Annotated in this window: 17 protein-coding genes; 2 read left to right on the top strand and 15 right to left on the bottom strand. The window is 39.9% G+C overall.

Features of this window, described 5'->3' with window-relative positions; genetic code table 11:
- The first annotated feature begins 409 nt into the window (after nucleotides 1–409).
- Nucleotides 410–943, top strand: coding sequence for a GNAT family N-acetyltransferase (locus AC1D7X_RS03150; RefSeq protein ID WP_495456359.1), 534 nt, complete (start codon nucleotides 410–412; stop codon nucleotides 941–943).
- A 271-nt stretch (nucleotides 944–1,214) separates the two neighbouring features.
- On the opposite strand, the gene AC1D7X_RS03145 is transcribed toward AC1D7X_RS03150, so the two are convergent.
- From AC1D7X_RS03145 to AC1D7X_RS03075, 15 genes are all read right to left on the bottom strand, one after another.
- Nucleotides 1,215–1,868: a lysozyme inhibitor LprI family protein gene (locus AC1D7X_RS03145; RefSeq protein ID WP_495456360.1), complete on the bottom strand. Its 654-nt coding sequence runs from the start codon at nucleotides 1,866–1,868 to the stop codon at nucleotides 1,215–1,217.
- A 288-nt stretch (nucleotides 1,869–2,156) separates the two neighbouring features.
- Nucleotides 2,157–2,465, bottom strand: a complete 309-nt coding sequence (locus AC1D7X_RS03140) for a hypothetical protein (RefSeq protein ID WP_495474649.1) — start codon at nucleotides 2,463–2,465, stop codon at nucleotides 2,157–2,159.
- A 332-nt stretch (nucleotides 2,466–2,797) separates the two neighbouring features.
- The gene (locus tag AC1D7X_RS03135) at nucleotides 2,798–3,202 is read right to left on the bottom strand and encodes a hypothetical protein (protein WP_495474648.1); all 405 of its coding nucleotides are present in this window, start codon (nucleotides 3,200–3,202) and stop codon (nucleotides 2,798–2,800) included.
- Nucleotides 3,203–4,099: 897 nt separating this feature from the next.
- Nucleotides 4,100–4,582 carry a hypothetical protein gene (locus AC1D7X_RS03130; RefSeq protein ID WP_495474647.1) on the bottom strand — a complete coding sequence of 161 codons (483 nt, stop codon included), beginning with the start codon at nucleotides 4,580–4,582 and terminating at the stop codon, nucleotides 4,100–4,102.
- A gap of 370 nt (nucleotides 4,583–4,952) precedes the next feature.
- Nucleotides 4,953–5,177: a hypothetical protein gene (locus tag AC1D7X_RS03125; protein ID WP_495474646.1), complete on the bottom strand. Its 225-nt coding sequence runs from the start codon at nucleotides 5,175–5,177 to the stop codon at nucleotides 4,953–4,955.
- Nucleotides 5,178–5,567: 390 nt separating this feature from the next.
- Nucleotides 5,568–5,726: a hypothetical protein gene (locus AC1D7X_RS03120; RefSeq protein WP_495474645.1), complete on the bottom strand. Its 159-nt coding sequence runs from the start codon at nucleotides 5,724–5,726 to the stop codon at nucleotides 5,568–5,570.
- A 237-nt stretch (nucleotides 5,727–5,963) separates the two neighbouring features.
- Nucleotides 5,964–7,112, bottom strand: a complete 1,149-nt coding sequence (locus tag AC1D7X_RS03115; RefSeq protein WP_495474765.1) for a helix-turn-helix domain-containing protein — start codon at nucleotides 7,110–7,112, stop codon at nucleotides 5,964–5,966.
- A gap of 70 nt (nucleotides 7,113–7,182) precedes the next feature.
- Nucleotides 7,183–8,028: a glycoside hydrolase family 43 protein gene (locus AC1D7X_RS03110; protein ID WP_495474644.1), complete on the bottom strand. Its 846-nt coding sequence runs from the start codon at nucleotides 8,026–8,028 to the stop codon at nucleotides 7,183–7,185.
- 55 nt (nucleotides 8,029–8,083) lie between these two features.
- A complete protein-coding gene (locus tag AC1D7X_RS03105) occupies nucleotides 8,084–9,733 on the bottom strand; it encodes an MGH1-like glycoside hydrolase domain-containing protein (RefSeq protein WP_495474643.1) in 1,650 nt (549 codons plus the stop codon).
- Nucleotides 9,730–11,379 carry a response regulator transcription factor gene (locus AC1D7X_RS03100; RefSeq protein ID WP_495474642.1) on the bottom strand — a complete coding sequence of 550 codons (1,650 nt, stop codon included), beginning with the start codon at nucleotides 11,377–11,379 and terminating at the stop codon, nucleotides 9,730–9,732. The genes AC1D7X_RS03105 and AC1D7X_RS03100 overlap by 4 nt, the downstream gene beginning before the upstream one ends.
- Entirely contained in the window at nucleotides 11,354–13,126 is a 1,773-nt protein-coding gene (locus AC1D7X_RS03095; RefSeq protein ID WP_495474641.1) for a cache domain-containing sensor histidine kinase, read from the bottom strand. Before AC1D7X_RS03095 ends, AC1D7X_RS03100 begins: the two co-directional genes overlap by 26 nt.
- Nucleotides 13,127–13,165: 39 nt before the next feature.
- Nucleotides 13,166–14,002 (bottom strand): carbohydrate ABC transporter permease, encoded by an 837-nt coding sequence (locus AC1D7X_RS03090; protein ID WP_495474640.1) that lies wholly within the window; start codon nucleotides 14,000–14,002, stop codon nucleotides 13,166–13,168.
- A 3-nt stretch (nucleotides 14,003–14,005) separates the two neighbouring features.
- Nucleotides 14,006–14,896 (bottom strand): carbohydrate ABC transporter permease, encoded by an 891-nt coding sequence (locus AC1D7X_RS03085; protein WP_495474639.1) that lies wholly within the window; start codon nucleotides 14,894–14,896, stop codon nucleotides 14,006–14,008.
- Nucleotides 14,897–14,979: 83 nt separating this feature from the next.
- A complete protein-coding gene (locus AC1D7X_RS03080) occupies nucleotides 14,980–16,338 on the bottom strand; it encodes an ABC transporter substrate-binding protein (RefSeq protein ID WP_495474638.1) in 1,359 nt (452 codons plus the stop codon).
- A 220-nt stretch (nucleotides 16,339–16,558) separates the two neighbouring features.
- On the bottom strand, nucleotides 16,559–17,644 hold the full coding sequence (locus AC1D7X_RS03075; RefSeq protein ID WP_495456364.1) for a glycoside hydrolase family 11 protein: 1,086 nt from the start codon (nucleotides 17,642–17,644) through the stop codon (nucleotides 16,559–16,561).
- A 475-nt stretch (nucleotides 17,645–18,119) separates the two neighbouring features.
- On the opposite strand from AC1D7X_RS03075, the gene AC1D7X_RS03070 reads away from it, so the two are divergent.
- Nucleotides 18,120–19,199, top strand: coding sequence for a polysaccharide deacetylase family protein (locus tag AC1D7X_RS03070; protein WP_495456365.1), 1,080 nt, complete (start codon nucleotides 18,120–18,122; stop codon nucleotides 19,197–19,199).
- Nucleotides 19,200–19,303 lie beyond the last annotated feature (104 nt).

Here is a 19,303-nt window from a genome sequence, read left to right as displayed (position 1 = left end):
GGATGAACTTTTTCTTTATACTGGAGGATACATTGGGCTGAAAACGCATGTTTTGTTGGGACATAGATCCCGTCGCATAAAGTGTTTTATGCCCTCGCATTTTGTTCATACCCCGATTCAGCTGTTCACGAATCAGGAACCTTCAAATCTAAAAAGAATCGAATATCTAAACGGGGGGCTCTTCGTACCTCCGAACAGCTCTTTACCAGGCTACCGTGTGTGCGATTTCCAGGCAAATTCATGGTCCCGTTGGTGTGTTCTCGACGCCAAAATCACTTATTACCTTCGTTAAAATATGTTTCTTCATTCCCACCGATTACCTCACCTTTAAATGTTATAAATAATACATGCTCTTCTTTTTTCGGAAATTCACATTCATTTACTGCCACTATTGTCGCAGGAGGAAACAATGCAAATTAACGTACGAATTGATCCTTGGTCAGATTCCGACCTTGCTCTGCTTTATCGTCTCAATATACCGGAAATGCTAGAACATCTGGGAGGTCTGGAAACCGAGGAACAAGTCCTTACACGCCATAAACGGTACCTTGAGATTGCTGGGAAGGGGACTGGACGTATGTTCTCCATCATTCTACTTCCTGAAAACGAAAAGGTCGGCAACATTGGGTACTGGGAGCGTATCTGGCAGGAGAAAACCATTTATGAAATCGGTTGGGGTGTCTTGCCGCCTTTCCAGGGCAGAGGTATAGCAGCTGCCGCTACAATGGCTGCTCTCACAAGTGCAAGTGCTGAGCAGAAACATAGGTTCATTCATGCATTTCCGTCAGTCGATAATCCTGCCTCAAACGCAATATGCAGGAAACTCAACTTCTCGTTCGTCACCGAGTGCTCCTTCGAATACCCGCCAGAGAGCATTATGCAATGCAACGATTGGCGCATTAATCTTTATGAAAATCTAGAAGAACCAAGTCAGCGTAACTAATAGCTTTATTTTGATTTGTTCTTATTCAGACGAAGAGGTAAACAAGTTTAATTAATATCTTTGCAAGAATTGAACATAACGTTCTTTATTCACGAAACGATCCAGCCTTAGATAGCTCTTATCTTAGGCTGGGTCGTTTGTTGTCTGAGTGTTCTTCCATGATTATACATCTGACAACCAAAGGGTGGTAGCCCCGCAGCGTGAATACAGCGTTATGCGCCGTTAATGTCTTCGAAGCATTACCTAAAAACCTTTGATCAAGATTCCAACTCTATTTTTTATTTTGGTATAAAAACTCAACTTCACCATCTAGCAAATATCGATATTCAAATAATTGCATTGTTCTTTCTCTAATTCGCTCCCGTATAACCGTAGCTAGGCTTACCGATCCTTGTGTTCCAAGGTAACCATTATTAATAAATGTCTTCTCAACAAATTTCGTCTCCCTTAAGTGATACTGTAACCATTCTTTCTGCGATTCAATTAGTGCTTCTCTTGGTTCGCTATCCAATTTAGAAAGAAGCTTTTTATATATTTGATTCAACTCTTTATCCCAAATCTCTGTATATTTACCTTCCAACGCCCCCCATCCCAATGTTGTAATAATCTCTTTGGAATTTTGAAATTCATTAAATTCCACTTCATAATCATGATCTATAGGATTTCGAAGCATTTCATCATAAAAATCTCCAGTCAAATCATAGTTCCCAATGCTCATGGATAACACTTCATTGTTAGAAGGAACTGATCGACCTTCAGTTATTTCTTTCGATTCTGTTCCATTACCTGTACTCACTACATCAGGAGGCATTTCAGAATTTATTATTGATTTAGTTTCGCTGTTCAAGGTAGTCGATTGACTACTATTTTGACAAGATGAAAACACTATCGTTATAAAAAATAATAAGAGTATCTTACCTTTCATAAATTATCTCCTTAAATATTATCTTTAATAATTCCGGTAATGGCGCATAACGTTCGCGCATTCCTGACGTTCAAGCAGCTTAAGTGACCAAAGGGAACGAGTCGTTAGACTTAGCTGTTTGGATGTGTCGTCTGAATTCACTTCATTGATATTCCCCTTGGCGATCAAGGGCGAATGTCGCGGTAGGAAAGCTATGTTATGCGATGCCAACCGGAGTTACCCTATCTTTATTTCTATTATATTGTCCAACTACTATTTTCAATTCTAAAAAATCCCACCTGTTTTTTGTTACATAAATCCATCTTCGGGTTCACCAACATCAAAACCTAGTACATTCGTTGCTTCCGATTTAAATCTTTCTAGCCAAGAATCCCAATCGCTAGTATTCATCTGTGCATAAAATGATAATCCACTCGACTCAACTGATGCCTCAATATAAACATCATTAGCTTCCTGCCCAAACCAATATGGAATTCCATTTTTATACCCTATCCAACCAGGCATAGACTTATATATATTAGAAACTTTATCCCATACTTCATCAGGTAGATAATACCATATATTTAGATTGCAATTATGAGAGTTTATTTCACTCATTTATCTTCCCTCCCTTAGTCTTAAACTTGTGCCAAGTAAATCCAACTTAAACGTTCTCCCTAATAAAGAGGAAGTACGTACTTCACCGTGATAATTTTAATTTTGCTTCTGTTGATGTTCGTATAACGTTCGCTCATTTCTGACGTCCAAACGATTTAAGAATCGCAGCTCCGGGTGGCTCAGCCACTAAGTCGGTTGGATATGTCGTCTGAAACTACATTTTGAAATCTCTCGGCGACTGAGAAGCGATAGCGACGATACAGAAATGCATAGTTATCAGATGTCGGCAACTTCATTGACTTAACTCATAATAATCTCTTTAACTCCTATTATTACTTTCTAGTAGAATAATAAAATGCATCACCAGATAGTCTATTTATCTTCCACAAACCATCCACATTTATGTAAGAACTATCCTTTACGAACATGACCCCTTCATTATCATCTGTTGATCCGTTGATTGCAAAAAACATCTGATCATTTTCCTTGAATATAGCCTTTACCTTTATCACTTTTTTATTTGTCTGTATATTTATTCTTTTAATTTCCTCGAATTCCTCATCTTTTAATATGACTTGTTTATTTTCAATTCTTGCAGTAAAAAACTTTTGATCTTGTAGCAATTGATATACATCTGTCAGATAAGGAACATCTTCCGAATAATCGTTATTCCATGATAACCACACGCTTAAAACAACTACAATCACACTAAAATAAATAATTAATTTAATTTTCAAGGAAGTCATCCTTTTATTCGTTAGAAAGTTAACTAACGTTATTATTTTTTTGTTTTTATGCCGATTTCAGATAACGTTTGGCATTCCTAACGTCCAAACAGCTTAAATGACCAAAGGGAACCGGTCTTCAGACTTTGCTAGTTGGATGTGTCGCCTGAATAATCCCCTTGAAAATCCTTCTTAGCGATCAAGGGCGAATACCCGCAATAGAAATGTAGCATTAGATAATGGATAGGCCTTCAAAAATAGACCTCTTAATCCCAATCCATAAAAAAATTAATCACTAACTTTTCTTCCCCACAATCAGGACAATCTAGTTCAATATCTTTAAAATCTTCTAAAGGCTTTGATGGCATTGGAGTTGTGCAACGTGGACAAACATAACTATTCGTATAAGATTCAGATTCGGATCTCAAATCTAGATATATTTCATTCAATAGATAGTTACACTTCTGACATACATACAGACCATCAAAACAATCATAAGTCATATCCTTCTCGTTAATAAATTTTCTGATATGTTGTCTACCGACATCCTCTTTATACCATTCCAAGATGGATATCAAAGTTATATATCTAAGCCAATGCCTAAATACACTTTTTGATTAAAAGAGCAGTTCCCGCAACTCAAGTTACAAGCCTCTCCCACAAGCTTAACCACCTCTCAATATCTCAATAATAATCTTTTATAGAATTAGTTCCTCCATTGAAATACTTCATAAAAATAAATGTAGTCTATCTTTCATCTAACGTTGCACATTTCTGACGTCCGAACGGCTTAAAGACCGCAGGTCCGGGTGCTCTGCCACTTAGCCGGTTGGATGTGTGGCCTGATAACACTTCTCCGAAAATCCTCTTGGCGACTAGGAGCGAATGCGACGACGCAGAAATGTTATGTTAGATGATGTTACCAGGCTTCTCTAAAATAACCCAAGGTATATTCCCTTGAAATTCGATCTGTAACACTGGTTCTGGGAATCCCTCAGGCACTAAACTTATACCATATGTAAAACCAAAGCTGAAGCCACTCAATTCATATAAACTACTATCCAAATAAGAATGTGTGCCTTCTTCATTGGTCTTCACCCAAACATCAGGTCCACTTATTAATCTACCTACTATATGAAAGAACCCACCATACAAATGAGTTCCATCTCCACTCTCACAGTACTCCGATACCTCGCCTTCTTTCCTAAGATCAATACCAAATCTTGCGATGAATGATAAAACGTCCTTAGGTAAATAATTTATTGCTTCAACAAAATTCTTACAATTCAAACATTCACAATCATCTGTTATCAAGTGATAAGAAGCATAGAACTCTTTGGTTTTATCGTAATCAAATTCTAAGTGCCAATTATTTAGTTTAATTTGTTTCATGGTTTAACATCTCTTTCTTCTAGTAATTTCATATAATCTTATACGCAGTACCCTCTTCGTCGATTAAGCATTCTAGAAGAATGTGCACCAGAGTACTTTGTCTGTCGTTTCCTCGAAATTAGATACTAAATTGAAAATAATCTTAATATCAATATCTGTTCTACCAATAAATCTGTTCTCATCCACATTATAATACTGGTAAAAGGATACTTTGTAAGTCCCCGTTATTTAGATTGATTTGATTCTTCTCACAGTTTTTATCTGGGACTTTATTATCTTCAAACTGTGCAGACATAGTTAAACAATCGTAGTCCAATATATACAGTTTGTTATTCGTAACTTTTATATAACCTTCAGCCTTTCTAAAACATTATTCATCATTGACCTCTGAACCAATTTCTATATCTATATTCCAAGAATGTTCAATTCCCTCAATTGTCATTTGGTATACCAAGATATTTCCAATTAACATCTCACTTGAGAAATGATTTAATAATTCAACTAATTCCCAATCTTCATTTACGAAAGACTTATATTCCATGTCATTAACTAATCCGATAAAGTTTGTATCACCGAACTTCAAACAAATATTCATCACAAAACTCCTCGCTTTGAATAATGATCTCATAAATATATTTTAGGGTATTGCGTAGCGTATAACGTTTAGCATTCCTGACGTCGGTTATGTATCCCTTGTCTTTCCATTTCGTCATCAGCTTGATTATATGCCTGATAGTAAGCTTTCTGCTGATCTGGATCTTCCCAATAGTTTACGTTCTAACCTCATATGCAAGAGTGTTATATTTATACATTCTTTTGACTGAACAGAAATAATGATTGATTTCATAATAAATTGTTATCCACGCCCTGCCTACTTGATCGTGTGCACCTCTATATCGTGTCCTCGCAGCAGGAATATGTGTTATCTTTAGCTCGTGATTCGATAACTAAATAGCAAAGTAGTTATCATAATCATCATTATTCTTTAAATAAAGTGTCTACAGCCTCCCCCTTCTTCACCAACCCGACGATATTCGATATTCCAAGTTGCATAACCACGGCGAGTAAGGTCCTCAGCAAGGTTGTCATTCTCTTCAAGCCCATACCGGGACTGCCAAAAACCACCGTGTATAGCAATAATCACTGGATGTCGTCCAGCCAAATCAGGTAAACGAAGAACACCAAACTGTGATCAGTGCTCCCCATAAGCGAAATGCATAGAACAATCGGATGTCAATTTTGAGAACGCTCCTTTAAATTTTATCTGCTGAGATTACTAAAGATTATAGAGGGTTCCTAATGCTAAGAATTTAATTCGCTACCCTTTCTTCTTCGATTCCATATCCATAAATGTCTTGTGTGTTTTATGTATAGTCTTAACTCACTTAATATCTTTGCTTAATCGTAATGCTTTAATGATTTTTAATACTTCTTTTTGACTATCAACGATTTGTGCTATTGAAATATCTGAAAGTAGTTCGAACGTTTCTAGTAGAATCTGTTGATTCTGCTTTGAAAGGCCATTCATTAATTTCAACTTCACTTCTCCACTAGTCCCTTCAATCGCAAATGCTAGTATAATAATGTCTAATTCTCTTACTAGACGTTGGATCGACCTTACATCCATATGCTTAATTTCTTTTTCAAGTATCGTTGTTTCATCTGAAAAAGGTTTCTTGCCTCCTATTTTATCTTTGAATTCCAAAATACGATTACTTCTGTTCTCATTAATACCATACCAATCATCGATCTCTCCAATAAAATATTCACCAAAAAATGAACTTAATTGTTCTCTGATTATCCAAGGATATTCTCCCTTTTGAATGAGAAGTATTCCATGAAGTACTATCATTCTTTCAAGGACTTCCTTTGAAGTATACTTACCAACTTTAACATAATTCCATAAGATCTCTTTTAGTTGATTAGGTTTTATTCCCGCTAATAGTAGTTCTAATCCCTTATTCAGAAATAAACTTTGCCCGATATTCAGTTCACTTTCTAGCGATAGCAAGCCATGTTTGTGTGCTTTTTTAGATAAATCAATTACCCTTTCTAGCACATTCAAACATTCCCTCTTTTCTTCTAAGGTACAATTCTCTAACTTACTAAATATTTGTTGCTCACTCATTAATAGAACCTCCTGTTGAATATAACTATTGTTTTTCAAGTGAAAAGTACGATACTCAGAAGGAGTAATTCCATACAATCTTTTAAATACTCTTGTAAATGTGTCTATACATTCAAATCCTGAATTAAATACAACATCAGTAATTGTACTATCCGATAAAATTAACTGATAAGATGCTCTAACAACTCTCCTAGTTCGAATATAATTCATTATTGATGTACCCATATGAGCTAAGAATATTCTATGATAATGGTATTGAGACAAAGGTGAGATTTGGGATAAGGACTTCAATGATAAATCGTCTTCCAAATTCTGCTCAATATAATTTAATGCGTAAGAAACATCTTTTGAGTAATCCATATATTCACTCCAATCACCAGCCAATCTTATTATAAAATTCATATCCAACACTCGACGATTCTTGCTCTTTAACCCGACTTACTTCTAATCATTCTTCATCTTCATAGGTGTATCACCGTACGCTTATTCGCCCGTTCTCTTCTACTAGCTTAATAAACACCGGGCGCTCGTTCGGTGTTTCGTTGGGAGTATGTAGCGCTAACATCATTTTCCCATCAAACGTTCGGAAGATCATACCATGACCACCATCGTTCTCGAAAATAGGGGCAGTCTCCTGAATCCAAGGTCCAAGTATGTTACCAGAGGCCGAACTAGCAATTCCTTGAGCATACCTGCCATGCCTGAAACTAGACCATAACAATAACAATGTACCATTATCGCATAGATAAGTGTAAGGGCCGTCTGTAACGTAAGCAGAACCACCCTTAATTGGTTCTACCCATGATGCATCTTGCGCAGAGAATAACAGAATTGGATCACCCAATGCTCGATCCAATTTAGGAGTTAACTGTAAGGCACAGATCGTACCATTCTTAACTTGAACCCACTCATGACAGAATATTATCCACGGGGTATTGTCTGAATCAATCCATAGTGTACCATCTAAACACTCCCAATCGTGAGGTGTTACTGGACCTATGCTATGGGGATAAAATGGCCCCAATGGGTGATTAGCAACTAAGACTTGAGTCCCTCTACATACACCTTCTGCTTTAAATGTAGCAAACATATAATATTTGTCTTGATAGGCATGCACTTCGGGTGCCCAGTAGTTCGTGTCAGACCAGAAATCAGGTTCAGGGCGAAAAGCGGGAAATGGTCCCTCCCAAACTGTTAGATCACGACTCCGATATACATCAAATCCAATCGCTTTCCCCTTCCAAATATCAGGATCGGTCGACCCGTATAAATAATAAAATCCCTCGCTCTCCTGCTTGAGCACAAAAGGGTCCCTCATATGGATCTCTTCCTTATTTAACATCGTGGCAGTTGTTCCTTTCCTGTATATTCAATTACGTTGTTGGGAGAATAACGCCTATTACCGTTTCCACATGGAGATGTCCAGCCTTATACAGCAACGTCTCATTTCCCTCTATACTCAACGGAATGTCCCGATCATTTAGGTGTAACATTCCCCTCACGGTTCGTACCGACATACCCACTAACTTAAGTACATTACCTAATCGGTCCGTCACGATCCGTACACCTGTGGGAAACCGACATAGTAATTGACCATCTTGAAATATGGAACATTCCTCCCGTGTATTGTGAAGTTCATAATGATAACCATCCACATATCGACTGTATGCTGTCTCATCCGCAAGATGAATCCCATGATCCAGCGACTGTGGAAGCAACCCGGTGAATAGAAGTTCTCCGTTCGGCGTCGGCTGAATACCGCACAATCGTTCAATATAATCTAGCACACACAGAATAGCTGGTGAATATGTCTCTGTATACCCCTCTTCTCCTGTCCATGGACTCAAACATTGACCGAACCGAGTCATTCGGGATATTGCTGAGATAATCGGTTGCATCACCCAAGTCAACTCGACATGTCGCCCATGATGTTCAAATGCGTGTGGTGCCCGAATTAAGCTTAGGAAGTTAACCGCACCTCCCCAAGTGTTATACACGGTAAAGGGATCAAATCGAGGATCATCCATGGCGATGGACGTAAGTGGATATTTCGCGAAAAACTTACGGGTATTCAGCAGATACCTTGAAAGTGAAGAAGCAAAAAAGGCGTCATCTCCTATCTCGCAGGTGAGCACACGCAATAGTACATCAGATTGGACACGATTGAATCTTCCATGGTTGTCTACATCGTAATAGAATCCGTCCTCCTCACAGAGGCAATGAGTGACTAAACTTTTCAGCGTCACATCCGCCTTTTGCTTCCAGGTGTGACTCATATCGACAAGTCCAAGTTCGTTAGCCATCTCCGATAAATAGCGGCGGTTACAATATACACTGGCCGTAAGATCAGGGGCAAGAAGTGGAATTAGCGGTGAATGTGGATCATATTTCTTCGGATCATCTTCATAAGGGGTATCGGGTACATGCCAGAATCGAGGTGATAAATCATGTCCGGTATCGAACGTACAGAAAGCTTCAACACAACCCGTTCCACGGGTATTACGATACGTCGCCAGCCATTCATCATAACGTATAAGTGATTCATACATTTTTCTTAGAAATGTAAGGTCCCGTCCATTCAATCTATAGTGATTCCAGACGCTTCTAGCTGGTGGAGTAACCAATTGAATTTGCTTAAATACTGGCCCACTACTCGTTATTTTATAAGGGAGTAATCCATCCTTACGTTGATGATCGGCGAACTGCGCGAATGTCGACTGTGCCACTTCTGGGCAGAAGCGAGCTAAGATCTCGGCATTGATTGTCCCCGTACTTTCCAACCAACAACCGTCATAGACACCACCCTCTTGCAATACGGACTTCCCCTTAACATTTGGGCGGATGCAATCTGCCAGCTTACCTATAGCCGAATAATATACATCCTCCAACAACCCCGGTGAAGCGGCGAATTTGACACCCGAAGAGATGAACTCAGCATGGATCTCTTTTCCTGATTCCGAGTTACATACACCCGCTCTATCGATCACATCGATGGCTCGCAATTTCTCTATTAGATTAGTCATAAGCGAAGTGCTCCTTTATTGGAAGACTTACTATCATATTCCGATGGGCTGTACCCTGTAATCGATTTGAATACTTGACTGAAATAAGTAGGATTCTGAAACCCTACCCTCTCGCTAATTTCATAGACTAGGTATTTGCCTGTACGGATTAATTCAATCGCCTTTCGAATACGGAATTTATTGAAATAAGTTACGAATGGTTCGCCAGTGACTCGCTTAAAAAGTTGACTTAAATAATTTCGATTCACGTGAAGACTGGCCGCAATCCTTTCCAACGAGATATCCTCATGGTAACATTGTTCAATATAATCCTTAATAACACGATCTACTAAAGCATGACTTTTCTTACCAACTTGTTCTTCCATTATCTGAACGATCATCTGTGTAACCGTATCATTCATCCATTCGAGCATATTTAAGGAGGATCCGAACCTATTTAGTTGGGTTAGTATATCTTCCAGTCCATAATTCGTTGTTTCCAACGGTGTATCCATCGTAAACGAGGCCGTCCATAGGACGCTTAATATGCCTGAACAAATGCCTTTATTAACAGAGAGGGATCTTTTACTCCTCACCATTTCGTTCTTTAACTGGTTCCATAGATCATAGGCCTGTTGCCACTGTTTCTGAAACATGGCATCGTGAAGGAAGCGCACGGTATCCATAGATACGCTCCTATTTGGCTCTGATAGACTAATGGTTGTATAGGCATATACACGATTCCACTCGTTCATTTCTGCAGTCTCCACAGCGTTACGACTTTCCAAGTATGAATCTATCATTTGGTGGTAGCCATTCCGAACAGAACCAAGTCCAGCTAACACGGACAGTTTCATATATTGAAGTATATTATCCAGCATCACATGTGATATTTCCATGATGAATTCCTGCTGGTGTTCGTTCTGAATTGGATCACCCATAAAAATGACACAGAATTCTTGATCGGAATATTCCAAAACTTCAGCAGACAGAAGTGAATGATCATTCAGATTGACATTCAGCATTTCCCTTATAATATTTCCTGTTCCAAAACGTAGTAATTGCCAATCTCGTTCTTCTCCTGCAGAGAGATTCGGACGTATAAGGCTGAATGTCAATACTTGTACTGTTGTCAATTCCGGCAGCTCCATAAATGCAATTCTACTAGCTGGTAGCTCCTCTGATCGGTACCGAGTAGACAATACATCCCGGAAAAAGGCATCTTTCATCGAACGCTGAACGATCTCTTGCTGTTGTAAATAGCTGGCTAGCAGTTCATCTTGCACTTGAGATTCATTCAGTAATTGAAGAACCTCGCGTACGACAAACTCGATCTCTGCAATACTTGGTGGCTTCAGTAGAAAATGATGAACACCAGAGGATACGGCTTTTCTTGCGTTTGCTAAATCATCATATCCACTTAGGATCACAATAGGAACACTAGGATCAATCGCATGGATCGCTTCTGTTAGCTGAAATCCATCCATAATGGGCATATAAATATCAGTAATAACAAAATCCGGTTTCAATTCACGGAACTTCTCTAAGCCCTCTTGCCCGTCAGAAGCCGTTCCAACCGAACGTACACCCATGTCATGCCATGGTATATGCTTCAGCAATCCATTGATGACATATTCATCGTCATCTACCAAAAGAATCGTATTCATCGTAAAAACTCCTTGTCAGTTTCTTCATCTCCTCTTCACGATGAATCAACGGTAAATTAATGATGACCTCTGTTCCTCCAAGATCTCCTGATCTGACCTTCACGCCATAATCCTTACCGCAATATAGATGTATCCGGTCCATAACATTACGAATCCCAATACCGCGTGTCATTCCAATATCAAATCCGTACGGCAATCCTATTCCATTATCCGAAATGGTCACCAGAAGTTGTTGATTCCTTGCTCCATTTAGGTGATCTATACTCACTTTGATGAATGCGTTTTCATTCCGATGTGGATATCCGTGAATAACGGCATTCTCAAGAAAAGGTTGTAATATAATTTTCGGAATATAGACATCCAGTAGATCACTCTGAATATTCTCTACATACTCTATACTGTAATTTTGCCTGTACCCTTGAATCGCCATATAACAGTGAGCATGGGCAAGCTCATCACGGACGGTAACATACCAATTGTCATTACTGATTCCTATACGGAATAACTTAGATAATTGCTGAACCATTTCACTAATCTCATGCGCATTATAATCGAGAGCTCTCCAATGAATCAGGTCGAGCGTGTTGTATAGAAAGTGAGGTTTAATTTGCGCGTGTAATAACTGTATTTCCGCTTCACGACGATCACGATGCTCCTGATTTAACCGTCCGATTAAATCTTTCAATCGGTATACCATTCGGTTGAATTGTGTTGTGAGATAGAAATACTCTTGAATGTTGGACTTGTTCATCCGTACGTTGAAATCACCCTTTTCAATCGAAGACATCCCTTCGACAATGGCATAGATTGGAGAAGTTAACTTCCTGGATACCCAGAAAGCTATCGGAATGGACAGAATGATTAGTGCCGCCAACAATCCGATGATTAACATCCTAATATCCTTGCCACTCTGCTTCAACACCTCTTTACTAATGAGCTGCAGAAGCCTTAAAGATTGCGTATTCGTATCCGATTGGATGAGATCATACTTAGTATCCGAGACTTCCTCTACCATCTCATCTAGATGATTACGTACGGTAATGTCCTCTGGTAGTACAGATGCAATATAATCGCCTTGTGAGTCTATCACCACGTAATATTTATAATTGTCTGATAGAGAGTTACGCTTGTTTAGAATATCGAAAAGCTCCTGATCGGGAATGTTGATTTTTACGATCCCCAGAATTTGCCCTCGGACACCAATAATTCGATGTACATAACTAACAACATTAATCATATCTCCGGAAACCAGATATTCATGGGACGGAAGCCAGAATCCATCCGATTGATCCATACGCCCAAGCCATCCTTCTTCTTCAGCATCCGTAATCCTATGCATGAAACCTTCTTGAATGGGTTCGTAGTCTTGAAGCCAGTCGGTATATATTTCTATGGAAATAACACCTTCTTTCACAGTAACCCACTGCTGAATTTCTTCGTAGAAGTCACGGTTCCTGGATACATAGTCAAAAAAGTTGTCCGGTGCTACCGATAAGTACTGGCGTACCATCGAGTTCGTTACCAAGAATAGGGCCGTATCCTGAATACTCTTCACATAATTCGTAAGCTTTTGAGAAGTCTCATCAAGCAACTCTTCCTTTGTTGCCCGTATTTCGCGATAGGCTAGTTCGGAATACGTCCCATAATAAACGATGCCAGAAATCAGTAATAGTAGACTACTGAATCCGATGAAATAAAGCACCATGAGCGTAAATAGTTTTGTAGGATATTTAAACCGTTTGCGCATCACTTTCAGCCCTCTTCATTTTATGTAAATATGTCCATTTTATCCCTTTATGCCGGTTGTTGCGATCCCTTGAGTAAAATACTTTTGACCCAGGAAGAAAATAATTAAACTTGGCAAGATCGACAACACTGACATAGCAAAGACAGCTCCCCAGTTAGAACTCCCGCTAGAATCCAAGAATAGACGCAAACCAAGTGGAACCGTGAATTTCTTAATATCACTTATATATATTAATTGACTGAAGAAGTCGTCCCATGTTCCCATAAATGTAAAGATAGCTGCCGTAATCAGTGCTGGCATACTAAGTGGCATAATGATGCGTAAATATAAAGTGAGCGAGCCGCACCCATCGATTTTGGCACTCTCGTCCAGTTCTTTAGGGATTCCTCTTATAAATTGAACAATCAGAAAGATAAAGAAAGCGTCCCCGACGAATTTCGGTATGGTAAGCGGTAAATAAGTATCTACCCACCCAAGCTTGTGAAACATAATATATTGTGGGATCAGCGTGACATGGCCAGGTAGCATAATCGTGCCCAGCATCAACGCAAATAACAAGTTTTTTAAAGGGAAATTCATACGAGCGAATGAAAAGGCAGCCATAGACGAACTAACAATTGTACCAACAACAGCAATGACACATAACATGAAAGAATTCAGGAAGAACTGACCAAATTGAATATTACGCAAACCATTCCACCCATTTGAATAATGTTCCAGTGTAAACTTCGATGGCCACAATCTAGTAGTGAAGATTTCTGCCGTTGGTTTCAAAGAACTAATGATTAGCCAGAACACAGGGTATAGCATCAATATTCCGAACCCTAACACTAGGACGTGGAACACAATAGATTTTACTTTTCTTTGCATTTCCATGAGTTATTCCCCCCCATCTGAGTAGAACACCCAATACCGTGAGGATAAGAACAATATTCCAGTAAAGGCTGCAACAATGATAAGTAATAACCAAGCCATTGCTGAAGCATAGCCCATCTCTAGAAATGTGAACCCTTTCATGTACAAGTACAATGAATAGAGTAGCGTTGAATTGATAGGACCACCCGTCCCGTTACTAATGATGAATGCTTTGGTGAATGTTTGGAACGATTGAATTATAGTAATGGTTAGATTAAAAAATATAACGGGCGTCAGTAGCGGCATTGTAATCCGCATAAATTTACGAAAGACACCGGCTCCGTCTACCGTCGCTGCTTCATATAGTTCTTGAGGAATTTGCTTAAGTCCTGCTAGAAAGATGATCATAACTGCTCCGAACTGCCATACCGATAATCCGATTAACGAATAAATAGCGGAATTCGGATCGGCGATCCAATTGGGACCTTCGATACCGAACATCCCTAACCCCGCGTTGAATATTCCCTCTTTATCAAATACTTGCTTCCACAATACGGAGATAGCTACACTCCCACCAAGTAAGGACGGAATATAGTAAATCGTGCGATAAAAGTTAAGATATCTCATTCCCTGATTAAGTAATACAGCCAGACCTAGTGCGAATGCAAGACGGACCGGGACCGACAGGAATACATATTGAAATGTGACCTTAATGGAGTCCCCCATACGGAAGTCCTCCGTAAACATCGTCTTATAGTTAGCTAAGCCAACCCATTTAGGTGTGGACAGCAAATCATAATTTGTAAAAGATAAATACAACGAAGCGATGATCGGACTGGCATATAGAAAGATAAAACCGATGAGCCATGGTAACAGAAATAAATAACCAGCCATATACGTTTTATGTTTTCCCATCTGTTAGCTCCCCTTCTTAGGAAAGGCGAGCCCCTAAGGGCTCACCATCATCCCAATATAAATGGTATTACTGAGACCACGTATTATTGTTGCTTCGCTTTTTCGAGCAGTTTATCAAATTCCAACATGAATTCATCAACCGCAACATCGATTTTCTGTGCACCGAAAGCTACTTTCTCGCTTGTCAGTAGGAGCAGCTTCGTGAATTCGTTATCGAGTGGGAATTGCTGATAGATCACGGGTGGAGCTGTATCCGATACCAGTGAAATATAATCATACAGCACTTTATCTACAGGTGTAGACTGTGCAGCTAATAAGTCGCGGATTGCACCCGCAGGAGGAACGCCTCTTGAACTTCCTAGGATGACACCAGCTTCAGGATCGTTCACCATAAAATTAATAAATTTCGCAACTTCCTCAGGATGTTTGGTACCTGAATAGGAAGTAATGTATTGACCAGAGATCGGAGGAATCATGCCGCTACCGTCAGATCCATTCGGATACATAATTAGCCCAAGCGTATCTTCTGTTAGCTCTTGATAACCGAATATTTGGGAAGCTGATGCACTCTGAATAGCAACTTGCCCTTTAACAACTAAGGATTTGTCTACCGCTGAAGACGGGCTGGCCACTTGAACGTCTGCAGGTACAACTGCACCCGCTGCACGCATTTCTTCCCACATCGTAAACCAATTCACTATATCTTCTTTCTCAAACAGACGTCCACCATCACGATACAGTTCTTTACCATGGCTTCCAAGAAAAGATCCTAACGTGGCAGCATCGCTAGAAAGGTCATAAACACCATAATTGCCTTTACCTAGTTTTTGAGAAATCGTAATAGCCATCGTTTTTAATTCATCATACGTCCATTGATCTGTTGGAACTTTTACGCCTGCTTTATCAAACATATTCGCATTATACAGTAATGCAGAGGAGCTAACCCCAAGCGTAACCCCATATAATTTACTATCGAAGGTAGCAGATTGCACTAAGGTTGGATTGAAATCTTCGAGCTTAATCACATTACCCACATAAGGAGTCAAATCGAGCATTGCTTTTTTATCCACGTATTCTTTAATATTGCCGCCCATTTGGATCAAATCGGGTGCATTACCTGCAGCAATCTGAGTGTTCAGCTTATCCATATACCCATCAAATCCTGAGTATTCACTTGTAATCTTAATGCCGTTATTTTTCTGTTCGAATAGTTCGATTGCTTTTAGTGTTTTTTCATGTCTCTCATCTGAACCCCACCAAGACATACGAAGTTCTACTGACTTGGCCGATTCATCAGGTGGAGTGCTCTCAGCTGTGGTTGATGCAGGTGTAGTTGACGGTGATGCGCTCTCCTTGTTTGTTTTGTTTGCAGCATTAGAACAAGCAGATACTAGCAGTACTAGAACGATCATAAACATCGAAATCCATTTTTTGTGTGACATGTACCAACCCTCCTTCAACTTTGACTACGCTTTCATTATAGGAAAGATAAGTGATAATAAACATAAACAAAAGTAAGAAATTCATTAAGAAAAGTCAGTATATCTTCTTGCGGGGATACCACAAAAGTCCGAGCAGAGAAAATTCCGCCCGGACTTTTGTTTGAAAACACGATATGAATTCAGATCAATAACTCAAAGATCATTTACCTCTTCTGGGAAATTAATTGATCTCCAAATAATCAATATATGCATCCCATGTTCCGTCATCCGCGGTTACAACGAGCTCAATCTCTTGATTTCCTGTACCATGACTAACATTGTTTAGAGTATATACCGCAGGATTGCTCCCGCCGAAGTAAAAGGTCCCCTTCGTTTGCCCACCAATTTTCAAGTCGACTCTAGCCATATTGGAATTATTCGAAGAGCCGCGGAGTGAAAAATTATGCGTGCCGCTCGCAAAATTTTGCGTGTATTTCACCAAGTCGTTGTTGGCGTATAAAGCTACTCCGGAGAACGGGGAATTGATGTTTCCGGTGTACTGACCGCTTTTGGTCATACTTTCGGCTTCTTTTTTCGTACTTGGGGGAGTTGTACCACCATCTCCTCCTCCTGAGCTACCACCGATAGTTAGAGTATTACTATATACATTAGCAGTTCCACTACTTTGATAACCTTCTACCGTAAGCGCGACTTCATACATCTTACCCATCGACATTCCTCTGCTCTCCCACGCATTAAAATGTTCGCTAACAGATATGGTACCACTTGTGCGTTTCGATGTCCGAACACTCCAGTACTGTTTAAAAGTTGCAGTACCTTTTATAGATGGCTGGTTTACTCGGGTAGTCTCATATATATCATAAGTACCCCCGTCTACATTAATAGTGCCTTTCGACGTTCCTCCTGGCGGACGCCAACTGCCCCAGCTATCGACGATGTAATATTCTACGAGTGGATCAACCGCCCACCCATAGACAGTCAAATATGAATTACCGTTTGGCTGGTAGTTGGCACCATAGTTTATGGATATGTTCCCAATTTGCTGATGTGTCTGCGTCTCGTTAAATTTCTTGCCTTTACGGAATAAAATATTATTAATATTATTCCAATCGGCACTGAACGCACCACCACTATTGAGAGTCATACTTCCATTACCGCTATCCTTCCAGAATTCATAATCGTAGCCCTCATGGGTGCCAACTGAATTGCTGGTGATCGTTGTTGCCGCCTGTACGCTTACTGCAGGTAATATAAGCGCAAAACAAGTTAAAATCGCGACCATTAACCTCAATCTCTTTGGTTTCATTAAACAGTCCTCCTTATGAATTAAATTGCATTTAGTGTTACTATAATGCTGTGCTGCCTGTACTAGGCAACCGCTAACGTCATCACCTCCTTTTAACACTTTACTTGTAAGCGTTTACAAATATAAATTTATCAAATTTTTCCTTATTCATCCATTAACAAATTAAAGATTATACAGTGAAAAGTATAGATCTTTGTATTTAAAAGTTGAAAATAACAAAGATTAAAAACTACTATAAAATGTTTAAATTGGAAGTTTACTTTCATATTCGCATCATTTATACTTTGTTCACCTTGCACAAGTTATTCTCACCAACGAAAAGGTAGAGTTAGCAGTTATTTATTGTAAGCGCTCTTTTAATTTGAATATTCGGAAGGAGATGTTGCCTACAACCTAATCTAGTAAAGAAAGTTGAATCGGTACGGAGTGACCTGAGCAACTATACTGGCAATTTATTAAGAGGAGGTATAATTTTATGTTCAAATCAATTCTAGTAAAAGGGGTGGCTGCCTTGGCACTCTTATGTCCATTATTCTCTAGTCCAATGATGCCTATCGTTAATGCTGCCGATGCCAATTGCCCAAATGGTTACGTAGGTCTTACGTTCGACGATGGCCCCAATAGCAGCAACACGACTAATCTACTCAATGCGCTGAAACAGTCAGGTTTGCGAGCAACGATGTTCAATCTCGGGCAAAATGCGCAGAATAACCCGTCTCTGGTACAGGCCCAAGTAAGTGCTAACATGTGGATTGGTAACCACTCCTATACACACCCACACTTGACTACACTGAGCAGCTCACAAATAACTTCAGAAATAACACGAACGCAGCAGGCGATCCAGTCAGCTAGTGGAACCACACCGAATCTATTCCGTCCGCCTTATGGCGAGACTAATGCGACCTTGAAGTCCATCTTGGCCCAAAATGGCCTTACCGAAGTGTTATGGAACGTTGACTCCCAGGACTGGAATGGCGCCACCACCGCCCAGATCGTAGCCGCTGCAGGTAGACTACAAAACGGTGATGTGATTCTGATGCATGATCAGTATCAGACTACACTCCAAGCGATCCCACAGATCGCTCAGAATCTCAAGAGCCGCGGCTTTTGTTCTGGTAAGATCTCGCCGAGTACCGGAAGGGCAGTCGCTCCTGACGACGGAGGTGGAGACGGAGGAACAAATCCTCCAAGTACAGGTACCAAAAAGGAAGCCGAAAGTATGACCAAAAGCGGCCAGTACACTGGAAATATCAGCTCTCCGTTCTCAGGAGTTGCGTTATACGCTAACAACGACTTGGTAAAATACACACAGTATTTCGCGAACGGCACCCATAATTTCTCACTCCGCGGCGCTTCGAATAACTCCAGTATGGCCAGAGTCGACTTGAAAATCGGTGGACAGACAAAGGGTACCTTTTACTTCGGTGGGAGCAGCCCTGCGGTGTATTCCCTAAACAATGTTAGCCACGGCACTGGAAATCAAGAGATTGAGCTCGTTGTAACAGCGGATGACGGAACATGGGATGCTTACATTGATTATTTGGAGATCAATTAATGACCCCGAAACGGTAAATGATATTATTCGATTGTTTATTTAAGTTTCAATCGTTCTATTACTACAAAATCCCGGTGGGATCTTCTCCACCGGGATTTTGTATC

It is taken from the genome of Paenibacillus sp. Y568 (assembly GCF_059445545.1).
This window is presented reverse-complemented; position numbering and strand designations above follow the sequence as displayed.

What these genes read in the sequence shown, in the direction of transcription:
- AC1D7X_RS03150 (WP_495456359.1), top strand. Translation starts at nt 410, where the DNA reads ATGCAAATTAACGTACGAATTGATCCTTGGTCAGATTCCGACCTTGCT.
- AC1D7X_RS03145 (WP_495456360.1), bottom strand. Translation starts at nt 1,868, where the DNA reads ATGAAAGGTAAGATACTCTTATTATTTTTTATAACGATAGTGTTTTCA.
- AC1D7X_RS03140 (WP_495474649.1), bottom strand. Translation starts at nt 2,465, where the DNA reads ATGAGTGAAATAAACTCTCATAATTGCAATCTAAATATATGGTATTAT.
- AC1D7X_RS03130 (WP_495474647.1), bottom strand. Translation starts at nt 4,582, where the DNA reads ATGAAACAAATTAAACTAAATAATTGGCACTTAGAATTTGATTACGAT.
- AC1D7X_RS03125 (WP_495474646.1), bottom strand. Translation starts at nt 5,177, where the DNA reads ATGAATATTTGTTTGAAGTTCGGTGATACAAACTTTATCGGATTAGTT.
- AC1D7X_RS03115 (WP_495474765.1), bottom strand. Translation starts at nt 7,112, where the DNA reads ATGAATTTTATAATAAGATTGGCTGGTGATTGGAGTGAATATATGGAT.
- AC1D7X_RS03110 (WP_495474644.1), bottom strand. Translation starts at nt 8,028, where the DNA reads ATGAGGGACCCTTTTGTGCTCAAGCAGGAGAGCGAGGGATTTTATTAT.
- AC1D7X_RS03105 (WP_495474643.1), bottom strand. Translation starts at nt 9,733, where the DNA reads ATGACTAATCTAATAGAGAAATTGCGAGCCATCGATGTGATCGATAGA.
- AC1D7X_RS03100 (WP_495474642.1), bottom strand. Translation starts at nt 11,379, where the DNA reads ATGAATACGATTCTTTTGGTAGATGACGATGAATATGTCATCAATGGA.
- AC1D7X_RS03095 (WP_495474641.1), bottom strand. Translation starts at nt 13,126, where the DNA reads ATGCGCAAACGGTTTAAATATCCTACAAAACTATTTACGCTCATGGTG.
- AC1D7X_RS03090 (WP_495474640.1), bottom strand. Translation starts at nt 14,002, where the DNA reads ATGGAAATGCAAAGAAAAGTAAAATCTATTGTGTTCCACGTCCTAGTG.
- AC1D7X_RS03085 (WP_495474639.1), bottom strand. Translation starts at nt 14,896, where the DNA reads ATGGGAAAACATAAAACGTATATGGCTGGTTATTTATTTCTGTTACCA.
- AC1D7X_RS03080 (WP_495474638.1), bottom strand. Translation starts at nt 16,338, where the DNA reads ATGTCACACAAAAAATGGATTTCGATGTTTATGATCGTTCTAGTACTG.
- AC1D7X_RS03075 (WP_495456364.1), bottom strand. Translation starts at nt 17,644, where the DNA reads ATGAAACCAAAGAGATTGAGGTTAATGGTCGCGATTTTAACTTGTTTT.
- AC1D7X_RS03070 (WP_495456365.1), top strand. Translation starts at nt 18,120, where the DNA reads ATGTTCAAATCAATTCTAGTAAAAGGGGTGGCTGCCTTGGCACTCTTA.